17 protein-coding genes, 1 other RNA gene and 1 pseudogene are annotated in these 17,516 nt (G+C 63.6%); 3 read left to right on the top strand and 16 right to left on the bottom strand.

What is annotated here, in order from left to right:
* Both F0Q45_RS17435 and F0Q45_RS17430 read right to left on the bottom strand, forming a co-directional pair.
* Positions 1-488: cation diffusion facilitator family transporter (locus tag F0Q45_RS17435; protein WP_262491048.1), on the bottom strand; the 488-nt coding region annotated here is incomplete at its 3' end.
* Between the two features lie 364 nt (positions 489-852).
* A complete protein-coding gene (locus tag F0Q45_RS17430) occupies positions 853-1,341 on the bottom strand; it encodes an LppP/LprE family lipoprotein (protein ID WP_149655126.1) in 489 nt (162 codons plus the stop codon).
* Positions 1,342-1,540: 199 nt separating this feature from the next.
* Between F0Q45_RS17430 and F0Q45_RS17425 the strand changes: the two genes are divergently transcribed.
* Positions 1,541-3,352, top strand: a complete 1,812-nt coding sequence (locus F0Q45_RS17425) for a serine/threonine-protein kinase (RefSeq protein ID WP_149655125.1) — start codon at positions 1,541-1,543, stop codon at positions 3,350-3,352.
* Between the two features lie 74 nt (positions 3,353-3,426).
* On the opposite strand, the gene F0Q45_RS17420 is transcribed toward F0Q45_RS17425, so the two are convergent.
* Together F0Q45_RS17420 and F0Q45_RS17415 are read right to left on the bottom strand one after the other, a co-directional pair.
* Positions 3,427-5,064, bottom strand: coding sequence for a PPE family protein (locus F0Q45_RS17420; protein ID WP_149655124.1), 1,638 nt, complete (start codon positions 5,062-5,064; stop codon positions 3,427-3,429).
* A 215-nt stretch (positions 5,065-5,279) separates the two neighbouring features.
* A pseudogene (locus F0Q45_RS17415) lies at positions 5,280-5,595 on the bottom strand (hypothetical protein); the annotation flags it as partial.
* Here F0Q45_RS17415 and F0Q45_RS17410 point away from each other — a divergent pair.
* On the top strand, positions 5,539-5,859 hold the full coding sequence (locus F0Q45_RS17410) for a type II toxin-antitoxin system PemK/MazF family toxin (RefSeq protein ID WP_149655123.1): 321 nt from the start codon (positions 5,539-5,541) through the stop codon (positions 5,857-5,859). The pseudogene F0Q45_RS17415 and the gene F0Q45_RS17410 sit on opposite strands and share 57 nt — an antisense overlap.
* Positions 5,860-5,915: 56 nt before the next feature.
* Here the strand turns inward: F0Q45_RS17410 and ssrA are convergent.
* The 10 genes from ssrA to prfB form a co-directional block, all read right to left on the bottom strand.
* Positions 5,916-6,283, bottom strand: a transfer-messenger RNA (tmRNA) gene (ssrA, locus tag F0Q45_RS17405).
* 78 nt (positions 6,284-6,361) lie between these two features.
* A complete protein-coding gene (locus tag F0Q45_RS17400) occupies positions 6,362-7,207 on the bottom strand; it encodes a maleylpyruvate isomerase family mycothiol-dependent enzyme (protein ID WP_149655122.1) in 846 nt (281 codons plus the stop codon).
* 24 nt (positions 7,208-7,231) lie between these two features.
* Positions 7,232-8,224: a tetratricopeptide repeat protein gene (locus F0Q45_RS17395; RefSeq protein ID WP_149655121.1), complete on the bottom strand. Its 993-nt coding sequence runs from the start codon at positions 8,222-8,224 to the stop codon at positions 7,232-7,234.
* A 44-nt stretch (positions 8,225-8,268) separates the two neighbouring features.
* Complete coding sequence (locus F0Q45_RS17390) at positions 8,269-9,498, bottom strand: ATP-binding protein (RefSeq protein WP_188113000.1); 1,230 nt, start codon at positions 9,496-9,498, stop codon at positions 8,269-8,271.
* A 42-nt stretch (positions 9,499-9,540) separates the two neighbouring features.
* A complete protein-coding gene (gene smpB / locus F0Q45_RS17385) occupies positions 9,541-10,023 on the bottom strand; it encodes an SsrA-binding protein SmpB (protein WP_149655119.1) in 483 nt (160 codons plus the stop codon).
* A gap of 2 nt (positions 10,024-10,025) precedes the next feature.
* Entirely contained in the window at positions 10,026-10,919 is an 894-nt protein-coding gene (ftsX, locus tag F0Q45_RS17380) for a permease-like cell division protein FtsX (RefSeq protein WP_149655118.1), read from the bottom strand.
* Entirely contained in the window at positions 10,920-11,609 is a 690-nt protein-coding gene (gene ftsE, locus F0Q45_RS17375) for a cell division ATP-binding protein FtsE (protein ID WP_149655127.1), read from the bottom strand.
* A gap of 44 nt (positions 11,610-11,653) precedes the next feature.
* Positions 11,654-12,115, bottom strand: coding sequence for a hypothetical protein (locus F0Q45_RS27830; RefSeq protein ID WP_188112999.1), 462 nt, complete (start codon positions 12,113-12,115; stop codon positions 11,654-11,656).
* A gap of 2 nt (positions 12,116-12,117) precedes the next feature.
* Positions 12,118-13,101, bottom strand: coding sequence for a mechanosensitive ion channel family protein (locus F0Q45_RS17370; protein ID WP_149655117.1), 984 nt, complete (start codon positions 13,099-13,101; stop codon positions 12,118-12,120).
* A complete protein-coding gene (gene prfB / locus F0Q45_RS17365; RefSeq protein WP_149655116.1) occupies positions 13,091-14,206 on the bottom strand; it encodes a peptide chain release factor 2 in 1,116 nt (371 codons plus the stop codon). Before prfB ends, F0Q45_RS17370 begins: the two co-directional genes overlap by 11 nt.
* A gap of 109 nt (positions 14,207-14,315) precedes the next feature.
* Here prfB and F0Q45_RS17360 point away from each other — a divergent pair, with 109 nt between their 5' ends.
* The gene (locus tag F0Q45_RS17360; protein ID WP_149655115.1) at positions 14,316-15,677 is read left to right on the top strand and encodes an FAD-dependent oxidoreductase; all 1,362 of its coding nucleotides are present in this window, start codon (positions 14,316-14,318) and stop codon (positions 15,675-15,677) included.
* On the opposite strand, the gene F0Q45_RS17355 is transcribed toward F0Q45_RS17360, so the two are convergent.
* Both F0Q45_RS17355 and F0Q45_RS17350 read right to left on the bottom strand, forming a co-directional pair.
* The gene (locus F0Q45_RS17355; RefSeq protein WP_149655114.1) at positions 15,678-17,261 is read right to left on the bottom strand and encodes an FAD-binding oxidoreductase; all 1,584 of its coding nucleotides are present in this window, start codon (positions 17,259-17,261) and stop codon (positions 15,678-15,680) included.
* A 6-nt stretch (positions 17,262-17,267) separates the two neighbouring features.
* Positions 17,268-17,471 carry a hypothetical protein gene (locus F0Q45_RS17350; RefSeq protein ID WP_149655113.1) on the bottom strand — a complete coding sequence of 68 codons (204 nt, stop codon included), beginning with the start codon at positions 17,469-17,471 and terminating at the stop codon, positions 17,268-17,270.
* Positions 17,472-17,516 lie beyond the last annotated feature (45 nt).

Below are 17,516 nucleotides of genomic sequence, written 5' to 3'. Positions count from 1 at the left end.
GCCGACCCGATTTTTCGCCCGACGCGGATGCGATACAACGCCACCCATTCGTTGCCCAAGAACCCGACGAGACCAGCCAAGGCGACCCACCCGACGTGCTCGACGGGGCGGGGATGGACTAATCGGTCGATGGCCTCATAACCGGCGATGATGGCGGACAGGGTGATCATCGCCACGACGAACATCCCGGCCAGGTCCTCGGCACGCCCGAAACCATAGGTGTAACGGCGGGTGGCGGCCTTGGCACTCAACGCAAACGCAATCCACAACGGGACCGCCGTCAACGCGTCGGAGAAGTTGTGGATGGTGTCGGCGGCCAACGCAATAGAGCCCGAGATCGCCACGATGATGACCTGGATGAGGGCGGTGGCACCTAGCACCAACAGGCTGATCTTGACCGCCCGGATGCCGGCCGCACTGGAAACCATGGCGTTATCGATGCTGTCGACGACATCATGGGAATGCGGAGTCAAGACCTCGCGAAGCATTGCGCGCCAACCAGCCCGATGCTCATGATCGTGGCCATGGCCGTGCGAGTGGGCATGCCCGCTCCGGGCATGAATGTGGGGGTGACCTGCGGCTGATGGCCCGCGGTCGGCGGAAGGGTATGGCCCGTCATTCGCGTCGTTGTGGTTTCTCATCGCCGGCGAGCATTGCGCAAAAGTTAGTGACGACAGTCCCCGTGGCGAGACTTCCTGATCATCACCGACAACCGCATCCGAGTCACTATCTGCATTCATGCGTAGATAATAAGTCACGAAGCGTTCCTCGGCCACCTGAGAACGCAACACCGACCGTCTGGTCCGAGCGATTCTGAGCGGGTTCAGCAAATCCTCTCGGCTCGAAGGCTTTTCACCACACCGGCGCAGGATCCAACATCACCACGTGATCGCCCTGCCACTGGTATCTCACAGTGGTAAGCGGGCCAGGACAGGCGGTGCAGACATTCCGGCCGTCCTTGTAGCTGAGGGCGACAGTGTCGTCGGTGGTTTGAGCTGCGTTCAGAGACGTGAAGGGGTACGCCTTGGATGTGGCGATGCCCAGATAGCTGCCTTTGTGAAAGAGCAGCGCCAAATCAGGTGAACTGCCGGTGGCTCCGGCAACGGAGATGATGACCACCGACAACGTTGCACACGGATTGTAATTACTGCTCGGATCGAAACTTCGTGGATTGCGATCCCAGGCGTAGCTTTCCGGCAGGTTTGGCACAGTGTTGACCGCAGCCTGAACTTCTGGGGCACTCAGATTGACTCCGCAGGTCGGCGTAGCGTGCGCCGGTGCTGTCATCAGATTCACCGCGCAGAGCATCGCGACAAGCGCGGCCAAACTCACTATTCGCATCGCAGCACCGCCTCCTGTCCGTGATTCATGGTCGCGGTATTTGCGGCCAAGTTGGTAGGAGTGCTGCAAGATTGTTTCGAAGAAGTGACTCGGCGGTGCCCGACGCGTGCCGCTGCTACCTCCACTTACCTCCGCGCGACGGCTCTGCACCTTTGCGGGAATTCGCTACCAGGCCATGCCGGTTTGTAGGCTTTCGAGCATGCCGTTGAACAACGGTGAGGTCTTCGCTGGCTACGTTATTCAGCGCTTGCTCGGCACTGGTGGCATGGGTGAGGTCTACCTCGCCCAACATCCCCGTCTGCCGCGTCAGGACGCACTGAAAATCTTGTCGCTGGCCGCCACCGCCGACGCGGAGTTTCGGGCGAGATTCATCCGCGAAGCCGAATTGGCTGCGACGCTCTGGCACCCGCATATCGTCGGCGTTCTCGATCGTGGCGAATTCGACGGCCGGCTCTGGATCTCGATGGAATACGTGGACGGCACTGACGCGGGTCGGTTGGTTCGGGAGCACTACCAGGGCGGTATGCCGGAACACGACGTCGCCGAAATCGTGACGGCGGTGGCTGATGCGCTCGACTTCGGTTATGAGCGCCGACTGCTGCATCGTGACGTCAAGCCGGAGAACATCCTGGTGACCACCTCCAATGGCCACCGGCGCAGGGTGCTGTTAACCGACTTCGGCATCGCTCGCAGAATCGATGACGTCAGCAACCTCACCGACGCCAACGTTGCCCTGGGAACTGTCAGTTACGTGGCCCCTGAGCAACTATTGGGCAAGCTGCTGGACGGCCGAGCGGATCAATATGGGCTGGCTGCCACGGCGTTTTTCCTACTCACTGGCGCCCCACCTTTTGACGACTCAAATCGCGCTGTCGTCGTGGGCCACCACCTGGGTACGTCACCACCGCGGATATCGCAGCGCCGACCGGAGCTCGCGCACCTCGACGCTGCGCTAACAAGGGCGCTGGCCAAAGACCCGAACGAGCGATACCCGAATTGCGTCGAGTTTGCCCGAGCCCTTACGCAGCAGGGTGCCGGCCGCACAGCCGCGCCACCGCATCCGCAGTCCGGCGCACAGACCTCGGCGCCGCGACCCGCCGGCGGCCTCGGTCCAGGTGAACGTCCACCCACGCAGCGGCTGGAGCGGGTGGTCGTGGTCGGGACGGCGCGCGGCATACAGCACAGCGCGGTCGGCGCGCACGATCAGGTCGGCATCGTGTCGTTCCAGCTGGCCCCCTATGCCCCGCCAGGTGAGCGGCGTGCCCCTTTTCCGGTCGAGATCCAGACTGATCTGGTAGCGGGTCAGCTCGTAGACGGTGATGAGATCGAGGTCAGCGGCGTCTGGGACGGCGACACCGTCGCCGCCGATCAGATCATCAACTTCTCGGCTGGAACAGGTCTGAAGGACAGCCGGTCCCGCGCCAAACCGCCACGAGACAACGCGCGGAAGGGGCGAAAGGTCCGGATCGTTGCGTTCGTAGCCGTCTTTGGCGTGATCATGGTGACCGCGGCCGCGGTTCTGTATTTCACCCACGGATTCGGCATCTGGACTCGCCCCGGACCAATCGTCAAACCAGTGAGCGCAACGGTGTTTTCACCCGACGGTGTCCCCGACAATCCGGCGCAGGCCAAATGGGCGATCGATGGCAACCCAAACACGGCGTGGTCCACGGTTACCTATAAGGACGCCGCGCCTTTCCCGAAATTCATCGAAGGAATGGGGCTGTTGCTGCACCTGTCCGAACCCACGGCGCTCAGCGCGGTAACACTCGACGTGTCCAGCATCGGTACCCAGGTGCAGATCCGCTCGTCGCCCACCGAAACCCCAACCAAGTTGGCCGACACCACAGAGCTGACCCCAACGACGTCATTGCAGCCGGGGCGCAACCGCATAGCGGTGTACGACCGGACCAAGACCTCCAACGTGTTGGTATGGATCTCCACCTTGGGCACCACCAACGGCGAGAGCCGGACGGAAATCTCCGAGATCACCTTGCAGGCAGCTGCCTAGATTGTGTTTCACCGGGGTGGACCACGACTACGCCGGCGCCCGTTGGCGGCCGACACGCCCGTGCCCTGACTGCGTCAGGCCGCGATACCGAGTTGCTGGTTGATTTGCGGGAGGTAGTGGAAACCGTCCACGGTGAGCAGAATCCAGTCGTGAATCTGGCCGTTGGCTAGCACGAAGCTGATCGGCGCCCCTTGGGTGGCGGCTGCTTGCTGGAGAACAAATACGTCGGGTGCCAGGATGTCCAGGTTGCCCGAGTAGACGTACGTGGGGGGGAGTCCGCTCAGTGACCCATATAGCGGACTTACCAACGGGTCGTTCACCGGAAGATTGCCGGCCCACACCCTGCCGAATTGCTGGGCAGGCCCAACCGGGAGCAGGGGATCCTGGACGAACGCAATGTTCGGATTGGTCATCCCTAGGTCGAGCCACGGAGACAGCAGCACCATTGACGCCGGCACCGGGTCCCCCTGACTCACCATGTATTGGGCAGCCGCTAGTGCCAGGTTGCCGCCCGCCGAGTCGCCGATCACGCTGACGTTGGATGGCCCGTATTGAGCGACTTGCGAGGAGATGAGGCTGGCCATGGCGGGCACGACGGTGGCAGCGGTACCTCCTTCTTGCAGCAGCGGGTAAATCGGCACTTGAACGGTCGCGCCGGTCTGGTAAGCCATCACTGAGTAATTGATCCAGTGCAAGAAGGAGGGCGGAAGTATAAACGCGCCGCCATGAATTGCGACCACGTATTCGCCGGTCGGCTGAGTCGGCGTGATCTGCACGACGCTCATCCCGTTGTATGTGGTGTATTGGACCGTTTGCCCCAGTAGCAAATTCAAGAAAGGTGGCGGGGAGTTGCCAAGAAACCACGATAACGGCGGGATGTCGCTGGCAAGCAACGCTAAAAGTGGGTTACCCGGCATTGCAATCTGAGTTTCCAGGCCGGACAAATTTAAGAGTGGTTTTACCGGATACAGCGCCGCGGTTTCTAATCTGGTTAGCAGTGAGGGTGTGCCGGTGAAGGTCCCGGTCTGCGTTGCCGCGAAGGGCGAAGCCGCTGGCGAGCCGAAGATCTCGGCGAACAGCGTGTTGGACGCCTGGGTGAATCCCGTGGCCAGTGTCGTGGGGGCCTGCTGAATTTCCCGCGCAACGAAGGCGAACCCGGTGTCGATAACTCTGGCGAATTCGCCGGGCAAACTTTCCAGCGCTTGAGCCCACGTCCCCAACTGCGCGACCGAAGCCGACGCGCTGGTGTAATAGCCGCTCATCGCGACGACATCCTGAGCCCACATCTGCTCATACGCCGCCTCGGCGGCCGCGATCGCCGGGGCGTTTTGACCGAACAGGTTCGACGTCACCAGCGACACCAGCCGCCCGCGATTGGCGGCTATCAATCCCGGGTTCACGATTGTCGTCAGTGCCGCCTCAAACGCGATCGCTGCCGCCCGGGCTTGGGTTGCTGACTGTTCGGCTTGAGCGGCCGCCCCAGCCAGCCAGTCCGCATAGCGGGCGGCCACGGTCGTCATGGATATCGAGGCAGGGCCTCGCCAGGCCTGGCCAGCCAGGTCTGACGTTGCCGAGCTGAATGCGGATGCCGCTGAGCTCAACTCGGTGCCGACGCCGTCCCAGGCCGCCGCCGCCGCCAGCATCGGCCCCGGGCCCGGGCCGTCAAGCAGCAGCACCGAATTGACCTCGGGCGGCAGCACCCAGAAGCTCATTACGGCTCCCCTACTATCAGCCCTCCAGCAGTCCCCTGCTGCAACCTACCTCCTCCGCGTCTTCGAAGCAGAGGTTCCGCAGCAATCGCCCTGTCCAGGCGAGTGGGCGCGGATGTGCGATGGGCGAACGAAGCCGAAGGCGCAAGTAATTGGCGTGAAGGTGCCGGGCAATGGGAAATCGCGCACTGCGTCAAGTCTTAGCCCGCTCAGCCGTCGGGGTGCCGATAGCGCGTTGAACAATTGCTCGACGATTGTGCAACATCGGCGTATCCTCGTACACATGGCGGCGACCATCGGCTTCCGACCCACTGAAAAAGATGAACAGATCATCAGAGCCGCAATGCGCAGCGGCGAGCGCAAGAGCGACGTCATCCGGCGGGCGCTGCAGCTGCTCGAACGGGAAGTGTGGATCAAGCAGGCTCGCACCGACGCTGAACGGCTTCGAGACGAGGACGTCTCCACCGAACCGGACGCGTGGTGATTCGGGGAGCGGTCTACAGGGTCGACTTCGGCGATGCGAAGCGAGGGCACGAGCAATGCGGGCGGCGCTACGCCGTGGTCATCAGTCCGGGCTCGATGCCGTGGAGGGTGGTAACTGTAGTTCCGACGTCGAAAAGCGCCCAACCTGCGGTCTTCCGCCCAGAGCTGGAAATAATGGGAACAAAGACGCGGTTCCTGGTCGACCAGATCCGGACGATCGACATCGTCTATGTGCACGGCGATCCGGTCGACTACTTGGACCGCGACGAAATGGCCAACGTGGAACACGCCATGGCGCGATACCTCGGTCTGTAATGGCTGTCTTAGCCCGACCTAGCCTGGCTTGGAGGGCCACTGACCTGGCCCATCAAAAGTGGAGCTGCCGGGAATCGAACCCGGGTCCTACGGCATTCCCTCAAGGCTTCTCCGTGCGCAGTCCGCTATGCCTCTGCTCGGATCTCCCGGTCACACGAACTAGCCAGGATGACGATCCCAGTCGCTGTTGGTGTCCCGATGAGTCCCGCGACCGAACTCATCGGTGGATCCCTCTAGCTGACGCCAGGGTCCGGGTCGAGGGCTTTCCCGGTCTGACGGACTAGCTGTCGCTTAGGCAGCGAGAGCGTAGTCGCGCTGATGTGAATCGGCGCTTATATGGTTACAACGACGCTTACGGTGGTCTCTTGCCTGCACCGGCACGCTTCCCTTGATTCGATGCGCGAAGTCGAAACCGTTCAGCCCCTCGCATCCTTGCCGACGTCCGACAAGACAACCAATGGTACGCGCCTATCAACAACCGGCAACGGAATTATCTTCCCGATCAGATCACGAAGTTCAGCCGCTTGACGATGTGAGCGGCCAGCTCCTCATCGCCGCCGAGTGCCACGTCCTGGCTGCGCGCCGAGCTCATCGGACGACCGCCGGCGAGCCTGGTGAACTGCAGCCCGTCCAGGTGGATCGTCGCGGTTGGTGCTTGCCCACCGAAGTCGTCCACCAGCTGCGCTCGACCATTCACGCTCACCCGGATGTTGCGGGCCAGCGGGCCCGCCAGCTCGAACAGCACCCGCGAGCCGTCGGGCGCCTTCGCGAGCTTGCCCACGACAAAACCCATGCTGGACGACACTTCGTCGAGGGACAGTTGCGCGGCCAGCCCGCCGAGCGCCTCGTCGGATGCCGGCCGCTGCACCGCCGCACGTATGTCTTGCTCGTGCATCCAGCAGTCGAAAACACGGATCCGCATGAAACGCCCGTACGTGTCAGGACCCGCCGGCGTCGTGGTGGCCGCGTTCCAGTCGTCGGCGGGCATGCTCTCTAACGCATTGCGCCGTTTGTTGGTCACCTCGCGGAATCGCGCTAGCAGGTTGGCGCCTGATTCTCCGCTGAGATGGATCACCCAACTCTCATTCATCACCCCGATGGGGTTGCGCACATGCTCAAGAGCGGAGACGTCGATATCGGCCTCTGGAGCGCCGATGCCGAGCAGAAATGACTCGGTTCCGATGATGTGCGACACCACGGCTTTGACATCCCAACCGGGCAGCGGACTCGGTAGCAGCCAGTCCGACTCGGGCAGTCCGTCCAACAGCGCATCAAGGGAGTCCCATACGGCAAACAGCCCAGCCAGTACGTCGGACTTGTCGAGTTCGGTGAGAGGGCGGGTGGCCATGGTCGGATACTAGGCCGATCAGCTTCAGATGCTGAGGCCGACCCACGCCAAGAAGAGGCCGCTCAGGAGCAGCGCAATGCCGGCCGCGAAGAGGCCGTCGGGCCAGGCGAAGATGGCGACCCAGATTCCGAGGGCCATTGCCAGTAACGCGTGAACCAAGCGCAGGACGACGAGGGTCTGCTGGCGTAATACCGAGGCCAAGATCCGACGCGGGATCATGCGAAGCATCCAGACCAAGACAGTGACGAGCACCGCAATCAGCACCGCGATGATCACCCGCAGCGCCGTAGTGGGCTTGCCGTCGTTGGCGATGTTCACGACCACAGCGGAAAACACACCGATGACAAGCGCTACCACGGTCACGCATTGGAACACTTTGTGCAGGACCGCACCGATATTCCGGCGGGCCCGCGCTCCCATGGCCGGCTGGGCGCCCGCGGCGACGAGAAAACCGCGCAGGGCGGAGATCAACCTCCAGCGGTGCAGCCGATTGATCGCCAAGTTGTTGATCGCGTCGGCGTTGTCTGGATCCAGTAGCAGCGCCTCCCGGTACATCGCGTCGGACTCGGGGAATCGTCCCAGGTCGTGCAGGATCGCCCCGCGCAGAATCAGCGACTCGGCATTCGCAGGTCCCAGCCGCAGGGCTTGGTCCGCCGCGTAAAGCGCGTTGTTCGTCTGGCGGGCTTTGCGCAGCAACCTGGCGTAAACCCGGTGTACCACAGGCTCGTTCGGATGAGTGAGCACCGTCTGCCAGGCCATGCATAGCGCGTCCCAGTCGCGACCCATGGCTTCGAGCGACAGCGCATACATCCGCATGGCAAACTCATCCTGCGGCGCAGCAGATAACGCTGCGTATGCGCTATGCGCGGCACTCACATGATTGTTGAGCATGTATTCAGCGCGAGAGTATTGGGTCAATAACGCTGGATCGTTCGGATGCTGCGACAACAAGCAGCGCAACGACTCTCGTGCGATCTCATACTTTCCAGTATCGAAATAGGCTTCGACGACCTGCATGGCGTCGCCAGACCGGGCCACGTGGTCAGTTCTCGCGTTCGCTATCACCGGATTTTTCTGCGCCGCAAATACTTTGCCAGTTCATCATAGCTGCCGTCGCTATTGCCGAATTCGACGACGTTGCGGGCGGTCTCGAACCAGGGTCCGGCGCTGGGCCGGATCTGGGCGACGGCGGCATGGATATCGCCCATCATGACCGGACGGACCTGCCCGGTGCGCATCGAATCGGCCATCGCCAATTGCGTTGCACTGTCGCAGACATGCGCCAGGTCGGCACCGGAGAACCCGTCGGTGCGGCCCGCGATCGCCCCTGGATCGATCCCGGCGACCGGCCGATCCTTCAAATGAAACCGGACTATCCCTGCCCTGGCCTCGGCGTCGGGCAACCCGACGAAGATCATCCGGTCGAAACGTCCCGGCCGGCGCAACGCCGGATCCACGTCCCAGGGCGCATTGGTGGCACCGAGCACATACACACCGTCGTTGGCAGATGTCGCCGAATCCAGTTCTTCCAGCAAAGAATTGACGACCGTGCGCAACCCCGAGCTACCGCTTAACGCCGAACGCCGGTGCCCCAACGCGTCCACCTCATCGAAAAACAGCACACAGGGGGCGTTGCGGCGGGCGTTGTCGAACACCGAGCGGATACTGCGTTCGCTATCCCCCAACCAGCGATGCAGCACATCGGCGATTCCTACCTGATAGAAGCTGGCGCCCAGCTCACCCGAAACCGCTTTGGCGATATGAGTTTTGCCACACCCGGGAGGTCCGTACAGCAACAGCCCACCGCGCGCGGACACCTTGTAGGCCTTCATCAGCTCGGGATTGCGCAGCGGTCCGAGCAGCGAAAGCTCCAGTTGTTGTTTGACGTCGACCATCCCCGCGACGTCAGCCAGGCGCACCGGGCTGCGCTGCAGCACGTCGAAATCACCCTCGCCGACGACATCGGGAGGCGCCTCGACGAAAGCAGGCTCGATGATGTCGGCAACCTCTTTTTCCGCGCTGGACCAGTCGAATCCGGAATCGGCGGGAGCTGGCTGTTGCGTCGGAACCGGCTCGGCCGGCGCGGCCAGCGCCGCACTGCAACGCTGCAACAGGCTCAGCGCGCCGGCGTTGCCGACATCCTGACTCAACGCCGCGCTGCAATGCCCCAACGCCTCGGCGTAGTGGCCCTTATCCGCCAACAGGGTAGCCAAATGCAAACGCAGCTCCACGACTTCAGGGCTGCGCTGCACCGCCGCGGACAGCTCCCGAATAACCGGGTCCTCAGTCACTGCCATCTCCCTTAGATACCGCAGCTCACCCGTACGCGCCAGTCACTCCATGCCTTTGGCACGACGACCCAGCGCACGCATCACCTCACGCTGCGCGTCGCGGCGAGCCAGGTCCTGGCGTTTATCGCGGGCGTGCTTACCGCGGGCCAGCGCGAGCTCGACCTTAACCTTGCCGTCCAGGAAATACAGCGACAACGGCACCAGCGCGAAATTACCCTCGCGGATCTTGCCGATCAGGGTGTCGATCTGGTGGCGGTGCAAGAGCAACTTTCGGTTGCGTCGCGGTTCGTGGTTGGTCCAACTGCCGTGCTGGTACTCCGGGATGTGTACGTTGCGTAGCCAGATCTCTCCGTCGTCGACGGTGGCGAACGCGTCGGCCAAAGACGCGTGTCCTTCGCGTAAACTCTTCACCTCGGTGCCCTGCAGCGCCATGCCGGCCTCGAACACTTCGATGATCGAATAGTTGTGCCGGGCCTTGCGATTGGTGGCAATGATCTTTTTGCCGCCGGGCGCCTTGTTGGCCATCACTACCGCCGCACGTATATCCGCAATGTCACATAAGCCGTCAGCCCCGCCATCGCCACGCCCAGCAGCAACAGCCACGGCGCGATGTACAGGATGTCGGCGTAGTCGACCCGCGTTATCAGATTGGCTTGGTAGAACTGGTTCAACGCGTTTTCTAGGAACATCGCCCGAACCACCATCAGGCCGCCGATGGCGATGACGACGCCGATGGTCGCGGCCAGCACCGCCTCCACCAGGAACGGCAATTGGGTATACCAGCGACTGGCACCGACCAAGCGCATGATGCCGATCTCGGTGCGGCGCGTGTAGGCCGCGACTTGGACCATGTTGGCGATCAACAAGATTGCACCGATGGCCTGAACCAGCGCGACGGCGAACGCGGCTTTGCTCAACCCGTCCAGCACGGCGAACAGCCGGTCAATCAGATCCTTCTGATTGAGTACGTCCAAGACCCCGGGTTGCCCCTTAATGGCGGCGTCGAATTCCTTGTGCTGCTCGGGATTATCCAGCTTGACAATGAACGACGCCGGGAACGAATCCTTGCCTGCCACGTCCTTGAATTGGGGGAACTTGCGGATGGCGTCGTCGTAGGCCTGCTGACGGTTCAGGAAGCGGACCGCTTTGACATCGGAGCGCTTTTCGATTTTCTCCCGCAGCGCCTTGCACGGGTCAGTGTCGCAGCTGGGGTCATTGGCCGAGACGTCGTCGGTCAGGAAGACCTGGGATTCGACCCGGTCCAGATAGATGGCTCGGGAGTTGTCAGCCAACCGGACCACCAGCAAGCCGCCGCCGAACAGACCGATCGAGATCGCGGTCGTCAGGATCATCGCGATCGTCATGGTGACGTTGCGACGAAGGCCGGTAAGGACCTCGTTGAGTAGGAAGCCGAAGCGCACTTAGCGATCCATCCCGTAGACGCCGCGCTGTTCATCACGAACCAGCCTGCCCAGCGACAGCTCGACCACCCGCTGCCGCATCGAGTCGACGATGTGGTGGTCGTGGGTTGCCATCAGCACCGTCGTCCCGGTGCGGTTGATTCGCTCCAACAAATCCATGATGTCCTTACTGGTGTCTGGGTCGAGGTTGCCAGTGGGCTCGTCGGCCAGTAATACCAGCGGCCGGTTGACAAATGCGCGGGCGATCGCGACCCGCTGCTGCTCGCCGCCGGACAGCTCGTGCGGCAGGCGGTTGGCCTTGCCGGACAAACCCACCGTCTCGAGCACATCGGGCACTACCCGATTAATCGCGTCGGTACGCTTGCCGATCACTTCCAGCGCGAAGGCGACGTTGTCGTACACCGTCTTTTGCTGCAGCAACCGAAAGTCCTGAAAGACGCAGCCAATCACCTGACGCAACTTCGGCACGTGACGACCGCCAAGCTTGTTGACATGAAACTTCGACACCCGCACATCTCCGGATGTCGGGGTCTCCGCCGCCAGCAGTAATCGCATGAACGTCGATTTGCCCGAGCCGGACGGGCCGATCAGGAAGACGAACTCACCCTTGTCGATCTTGACGTTGACGTCATCCAACGCCGGACGCGCCGACGCTTTGTACTGCTTGGTGACATGGTCCAGGGTGATCATCACGGCACGCCAGTGTAGCGGTGAGGATCGCTGCCAGGCGAAATTCAACTGGCCGGCGGCGTCGAAATGGGCGACGGGCCCGGCCCCGGCTGAGGTAGTTGCGAGGTTGTCGGCTCCGGTGTGGTCGGTGTTGTGGTGGCGGGACAGAACGGCGGCGGCAGCAGGCACGGCAGCGCAGGTGTGGTGGTGGTCGTTGGCTCCAACGTGGTGGTCGGCGGCGCAGTGGTTTGTCTCGGTCGCGCCGTGGTCGTGTTGGGCGGTTCGACTCTAGTGCGCGGCACCCAGGTGTAGTTCGGATCGGGCACATACCCCGGCGGCACCACCTGAGCGGGCGGCGGCTTCGCAGGCGGTTCCGGACGGTAGGTGTCATAGACCCACCACACGGCCAGGAACGCCACGATCAACACCAGCGTGGACGTGCGGACCCGCCCTCCGAACAAGTGGCTGGGCGTACGCCGCGCATTAGCTGCGTCGCGCTTGCGCAGCACGTTTAGCGAGAACTTCATGGCTACCGCACCGGCCCCTTGACCTCGGCTGCCTTGGCCGCATCGGCGGCCGGAACCACGGCGACGTCAACCAGACCCACTGTCGCGTCGGCGGCGGTCACGATGCCCGCGCGGGCGAGCGCCCGGATGACTAGCACGCGCAACAATCGGCCGGCCTCGAATTGCTTGCCGGGCAGCGTCCGGGCCACCAGCCGCAGGGTGACTGTCTCGAGCTCGATGCTCTCCACGCCCATCACGGTTGGGGCATCCAGCAGCAGCTCGCCCAGCAGCGGGTTGTCGCGAGCATGCTCACATTCTTGGTGCAAGACCTCGTTGACTCGGTTCAAATCGGCGCTGGTGGAGACCGGGATGTCCACCACCGCACGGGCCCAGTCCTTCGAGAGGTTGACCGATTTGACGATCTGGCCGTTGGGCACGGTGAACACTTCGCCGTCCGCTGAGCGCAGCCTGGTCACCCGCAACGTCACGTTCTCCACAGTCCCGGTCGCATCCGTCGTCGACCCCGCAATGGTGAGCTTGACCAGATCTCCGAAGCCATATTGGCGTTCAGCGATAATGAAGAACCCGGCAAGCAGGTCCTTGACCAGCTGCTGGGCACCGAAGCCCAGCGCCGCACCGAGCACCGCCGCCGGCGCGACCAAACCACCGATGGAAAATTGCAGGATATCGGCGGTCTGCATGACCACGACGATGCCGATAATGACGATCGACACCCAGGAGATCACCGACGCCACGGCCTGGCGGTGCTTGGTGGCTTCCGAGCGCACCAACGCGTCGCTTTCGGCAAAGCCGAGGTCCAACTGCCGGGTTACCCGCTCGGCCACCCACGTGACAAAGCGAGCCGCCAGCACCGCCGCGATCAGCAGCATGACGATGCGCAGACCGCGGGTGATGATCCATTCGCCGATGTGGCCGCGCCAGAAGTCGTGCCAGCGCTGAGCCCAGGAAGCAGTGGCTAGGGCAAGAACTGCGGTGTTAGTTGTCATCTTTTCGGTTGCGCCACCGAATTCCCGCTTCCAGGAACCCGTCGATGTCTCCGTCCAGGACGGCCGCCGGATTGCCGACCTCGTATTCGGTCCGTAGATCCTTGACCATCTGATAGGGGTGCAGCACGTAGGACCGCATCTGGTTACCCCAGGAGCTGCCGCCCTCACCTTTCAGCGCGTCCAGCTCAGCACGTTCTTCTAAACGCTTGCGTTCCAACAGCTTTGCCTGTAGAACCCGCATCGCCGCCACTTTGTTCTGCAGCTGCGACTTTTCGTTCTGGCAAGTCACAACAATACCCGTTGGGATGTGCGTTAAACGGACCGCGGAGTCTGTGGTGTTCACCGACTGACCGCCGGGACCGCTGGATCGGTAGACGTCGACCCGCACATCGCCCTCCGGGATCTCGATGTGGTCGGTGGTCTCCACCACTGGCAACACCTCGACCTCGGCGAACGATGTCTGCCGGCGGCTCTGGTTGTCGAACGGGCTGATCCGCACCAGCCGGTGCGTGCCCTGCTCCACCGATAACGTGCCGTAGGCGAACGGTGCGTGCACGGCGAAGGTGGCGCTCTTGATCCCGGCTTCTTCGGCGTAGGAGGTGTCGAAGACCTCGACGGCGTACTTGTGCTGCTCGGCCCAGCGGATATACATCCGCATCAACATTTCGGCCCAGTCAGCGGCGTCCACCCCACCCGCGCCGGAACGGATGGTGACCAGCGCCTCACGCTCGTCGTAGTCGCCCGACAGCAGGGTGCGCACCTCAGTGGCTTCGATGTCGGCGCGCAGCGCCTTGAACTCGGAGTCAGCCTCGGCCTGGGCTTCAGCAGCCGCCGCGCCTTCTTCCTCGGCGGCGAGCTCGTAGAGCACCGGCAGGTCGTCCAAGCGGCGCCGTAGTGATTCGACCCGGCGTAGCTCCCCCTGGGCGTGGGACAATTCGCTGGTCACTCGCTGCGCACGCGCCTGGTCGTCCCACAGTTTCGGGTCGGACGCCTCATGTTCGAGTTTCTCGATCTTGGCCCGCAGACCGTCGACGTCGAGCACCCGCTCCACCGTGGTCAGGGTGGAGTCGAGGGCTGCGATCTCGGCTTGACGGTCGGGTTCCACAGCCGACCACGTTACCGGGCGTTATCGGGATCAGCGTTTAGCATCAGGAGACCAGTGCACCGCGCGACTGCGACACACCCCTTTTCGGGCACGAACAGAAGGCTCACCTATGCGTCCGTACCATGTCGCCATTGTCGGCTCGGGGCCGTCGGGATTTTTCGCCGCAGCATCGCTGTTCAAGGCCGCTGACGGCTCCGCCCAGATTGGCGTGGCCGTCGACATGCTGGAGATGCTGCCCACACCGTGGGGGCTGGTGCGCTCCGGCGTCGCCCCCGATCACCCCAAGATCAAGTCGATCAGCAAGACCTTCGAACAGACGGCTGAAGATCCCCGCTTCCGCTTCTTCGGCAACGTGGTGGTGGGTGAACACGTTCTGCCTGCTGAGCTGGCCGAGCGGTACGACGCGGTGATCTACGCCGTGGGGGCGCAGTCCGACAAGCCGCTGAACGTTCCCGGGGAAAATTTGCCGGGCAGTATCGCCGCCGTCGACTTCGTGGGCTGGTACAACGCGCATCCTGCCTTCGAGAAGGCGACACCGGATCTGTCCGGAGCCCGGGCCGTCGTGGTTGGCAACGGCAACGTCGCCATCGACGTCGCCCGCATTCTGGTCACCGACCCCGAGGCGCTGGCGCTGACCGATATCGCCGATCACGCGCTGGCGTCGCTGCGCCCGTGCGGTGTGCAAGAGGTGGTGATCATCGGGCGGCGTGGACCGCTGCAGACGGCGTTCACCACGCTGGAGCTGCGTGAGCTGGGCGAGCTGGGCGGGGTGGACGTGGTGGTCGATCCGGCCCAGTTGGCGGGCATTACCGACGAGGACGCTGCGGCGGTAAGCAAGACGACCAAGCAGAACGTCAAGGTGCTGCGCGATTACGCCCGGCGCGCTCCCCGCCCGGGGTATCGCCGCATTGTGTTCCGGTTCCTGACCTCTCCGATCGAGATCAAAGGCAGTGCCAAAGTGGAGCGGATCGTGCTCGGCCGCAACGAGCTGATCACTGACGAGAGCGGGTGGGTGTCGGCCAAGGACACCGGCGAGCGCGAGGAGTTGCCGGTTCAGCTGGTGGTGCGGTCGGTCGGGTACCGCGGCGTCCCCACACCGGGGTTGCCGTTCGACGAAAAGCGCGGCACCATCCCCAACACCGGCGGCCGGGTGCAAGGCAGCCGTAACGAATACGTCGTCGGGTGGATCAAGCGTGGACCGACCGGCGTGATCGGCACCAACAAAAAGGACTCCCAGGACACCGTCGACACCCTGATGGGCGACCTGGGTGCGTCTCAAGAGCTGGCGGATTTCCCGGCGGACCATGCCGACCGGCTCGCCGACTGGCTGGCATCACGTCAACCGGAGCTGGTCACGACCGCGCAATGGAAACTCATCGACCGCTTCGAGCGGGCGGCCGGCGAACCGCTCGGGCGCCCCCGCGTGAAGTTGCCGAACGTGGCCGAGTTACTGCGCGTCGGGCAAGGCTGATCACAGATCGAGCAGCACACCGGGGTTCAGAATCCCGGCGGGGTCGAGGGCGGACTTCGCAGCGCGTAGGGCCGACGCGAAGGGGTCGGGGCGCTGCCGGTCATACCACCGGCGGTGGTCGCGGCCCACGGCGTGGTGGTGGGTGATGGTGCCGCCGGTTGTGTTGATCGCCTCGGATACGGCGGCTTTGATGTCATCCCACTGCGCGTCCAGAGAGCCCCAGCGGCCGCCCGCATAGATGCCGTAGTAAGGGGCCGGACCGTCGGGATACACATGGGTAAACCGGCAGGTCACTAGCCCTGTCCCGCAGACTTTTTCGATCGCGCTTCGTGCGGCCTCGGTCACCGCTTCGTGCAGGGCGTCGAATCCCTGCCAAGTGCAAGCTGTTTCAAAAGTCTCGGCGATAACGCTGCGGCGAGCCAACGCGTCTCGTTGATACGGCATGCGCAGAAATGCCGAACGCCACGTTTTCGACGCGTCATTTTCCGTTGCGCCGCTATCGGTTTCGCGGCCACGTCGCGACATGATGGTGCCGCCATGGTCGGCGGTGATCTCCAGCGCACGGTCGAGCCAGGGATCGATCGGGTGATCGGCCGATTCGAAGGCCAGCACCAACAGACCGCCGCCGACCGCCGTGCCGGCGTTCAGAAAAGCCTCGGCGGGGTCCAGTAGCCGGCAGTTCGCCGGGTACAGGCCGGCCTGTGCAATGGTTCGGGTGCCGGCGACCGCGGCTGCCCAGTCCTCGAACGCGACCGATGCGGTGAGCTGCCAACGCGGCCGGACCTGCAGCCGCATCCACGCCTCGGTGATAATGCCGAGCGTTCCCTCTGAACCGAGAAATAGCCGGTCCGGGGACGGCCCAGCACCGGACCCGGGCAGCCGCCGCGACTCACTGGTTCCGGCCGGGGTGACCACGCGCATCGACTCAGTCAAGTCATCGATGTGGGTGTAGAGCGTGGCGAAGTGTCCGCCGGCGCGAGTGGCCAGCCAGCCGCCGAGGCTAGAGAACGCGAAAGACTGCGGGAAATGGCGCAGCGTGAGACCGTATGGGCGAAGCTGATTTTCGATCGACGGCCCAAGCGCTCCCGCCTGGATGCGGGCGGCTCGGCTGACCCGGTCGATGTCGAGCACCGCGTCCAGAGCACCGATGTCCACGGTGACTGTCGGCGCGTCGAACCGGGGCTCCACTCCCCCGACGACAGAGCTGCCGGCGCCGTACGGGATGACCGAGATGTGCTCGCGCGTACACCAATCCAGCACATCGACGACGTCCTGCTCGCTGCGCGGACGGATGATCACGTCGGGAACATCGTCGAGGCGGCCCTGCAGGTTGCGGGCGACGTCACGAAATGCCTTGCCGCGCGCGTGGCTTAGTCGATCGGCAGGGTCGGCGGAGTAGAGCCTGGCCAGTGCTGCCGGCGGCGTGATCCGCGGGGGGGCTAACTTCAGCGCGACCGGATCCGGCGGCTGGTGGTCGGTCAGGTCATGGCCCGGCAGCAGCGCGGCGACACGTGACGCCAGCGCCTGCGTCTCCTTTTCTGAGAGAGCGTCCTCGACGTTGCCCCAACCCCACCAGGAACGCATCCGTGGTCAGCGTTTGCGGACGACGATGGCTCCGCCAGCTACCAGTAGCACCAGGGCCGCAGCGATGGCCCAGCCGGCGCCGGCCAACCACCAGATGACCGCCAGCACCGCCCACACCGGCGACAACGCGAACAGCACCAGCACGGGGTGCTGCTTGATCACTGCCAGCGCACTCGTGGCCCGGACCCGATCGATTTCCTTGCCTGCCATGCGTTCAGCATGCCAGACCATCGGCATGATCAGTGATCTTCGTCG

The organism is Mycobacterium simiae, from assembly GCF_008370645.1.
GTDB lineage: Bacteria > Actinomycetota > Actinomycetes > Mycobacteriales > Mycobacteriaceae > Mycobacterium > Mycobacterium simiae_A.
Note: the sequence above shows the minus strand (reverse complement) of the source record. Positions and strands in the feature narration are given on the sequence as shown.

Excerpts from the sequence above, each read along its gene's own strand:
- F0Q45_RS17430 (WP_149655126.1), bottom strand. The coding sequence starts at position 1,341 with ATGCGAATAGTGAGTTTGGCCGCGCTTGTCGCGATGCTCTGCGCGGTG.
- F0Q45_RS17425 (WP_149655125.1), top strand. The coding sequence starts at position 1,541 with ATGCCGTTGAACAACGGTGAGGTCTTCGCTGGCTACGTTATTCAGCGC.
- F0Q45_RS17420 (WP_149655124.1), bottom strand. The coding sequence starts at position 5,064 with ATGAGCTTCTGGGTGCTGCCGCCCGAGGTCAATTCGGTGCTGCTGCTT.
- F0Q45_RS17400 (WP_149655122.1), bottom strand. The coding sequence starts at position 7,207 with ATGGCCACCCGCCCTCTCACCGAACTCGACAAGTCCGACGTACTGGCT.
- F0Q45_RS17395 (WP_149655121.1), bottom strand. The coding sequence starts at position 8,224 with ATGCAGGTCGTCGAAGCCTATTTCGATACTGGAAAGTATGAGATCGCA.
- smpB (WP_149655119.1), bottom strand. The coding sequence starts at position 10,023 with ATGGCCAACAAGGCGCCCGGCGGCAAAAAGATCATTGCCACCAATCGC.
- ftsE (WP_149655127.1), bottom strand. The coding sequence starts at position 11,609 with ATGATCACCCTGGACCATGTCACCAAGCAGTACAAAGCGTCGGCGCGT.
- F0Q45_RS27830 (WP_188112999.1), bottom strand. The coding sequence starts at position 12,115 with ATGAAGTTCTCGCTAAACGTGCTGCGCAAGCGCGACGCAGCTAATGCG.
- F0Q45_RS17370 (WP_149655117.1), bottom strand. The coding sequence starts at position 13,101 with ATGACAACTAACACCGCAGTTCTTGCCCTAGCCACTGCTTCCTGGGCT.
- F0Q45_RS17360 (WP_149655115.1), top strand. The coding sequence starts at position 14,316 with ATGCGTCCGTACCATGTCGCCATTGTCGGCTCGGGGCCGTCGGGATTT.
- F0Q45_RS17355 (WP_149655114.1), bottom strand. The coding sequence starts at position 17,261 with ATGCGTTCCTGGTGGGGTTGGGGCAACGTCGAGGACGCTCTCTCAGAA.
- F0Q45_RS17350 (WP_149655113.1), bottom strand. The coding sequence starts at position 17,471 with ATGGCAGGCAAGGAAATCGATCGGGTCCGGGCCACGAGTGCGCTGGCA.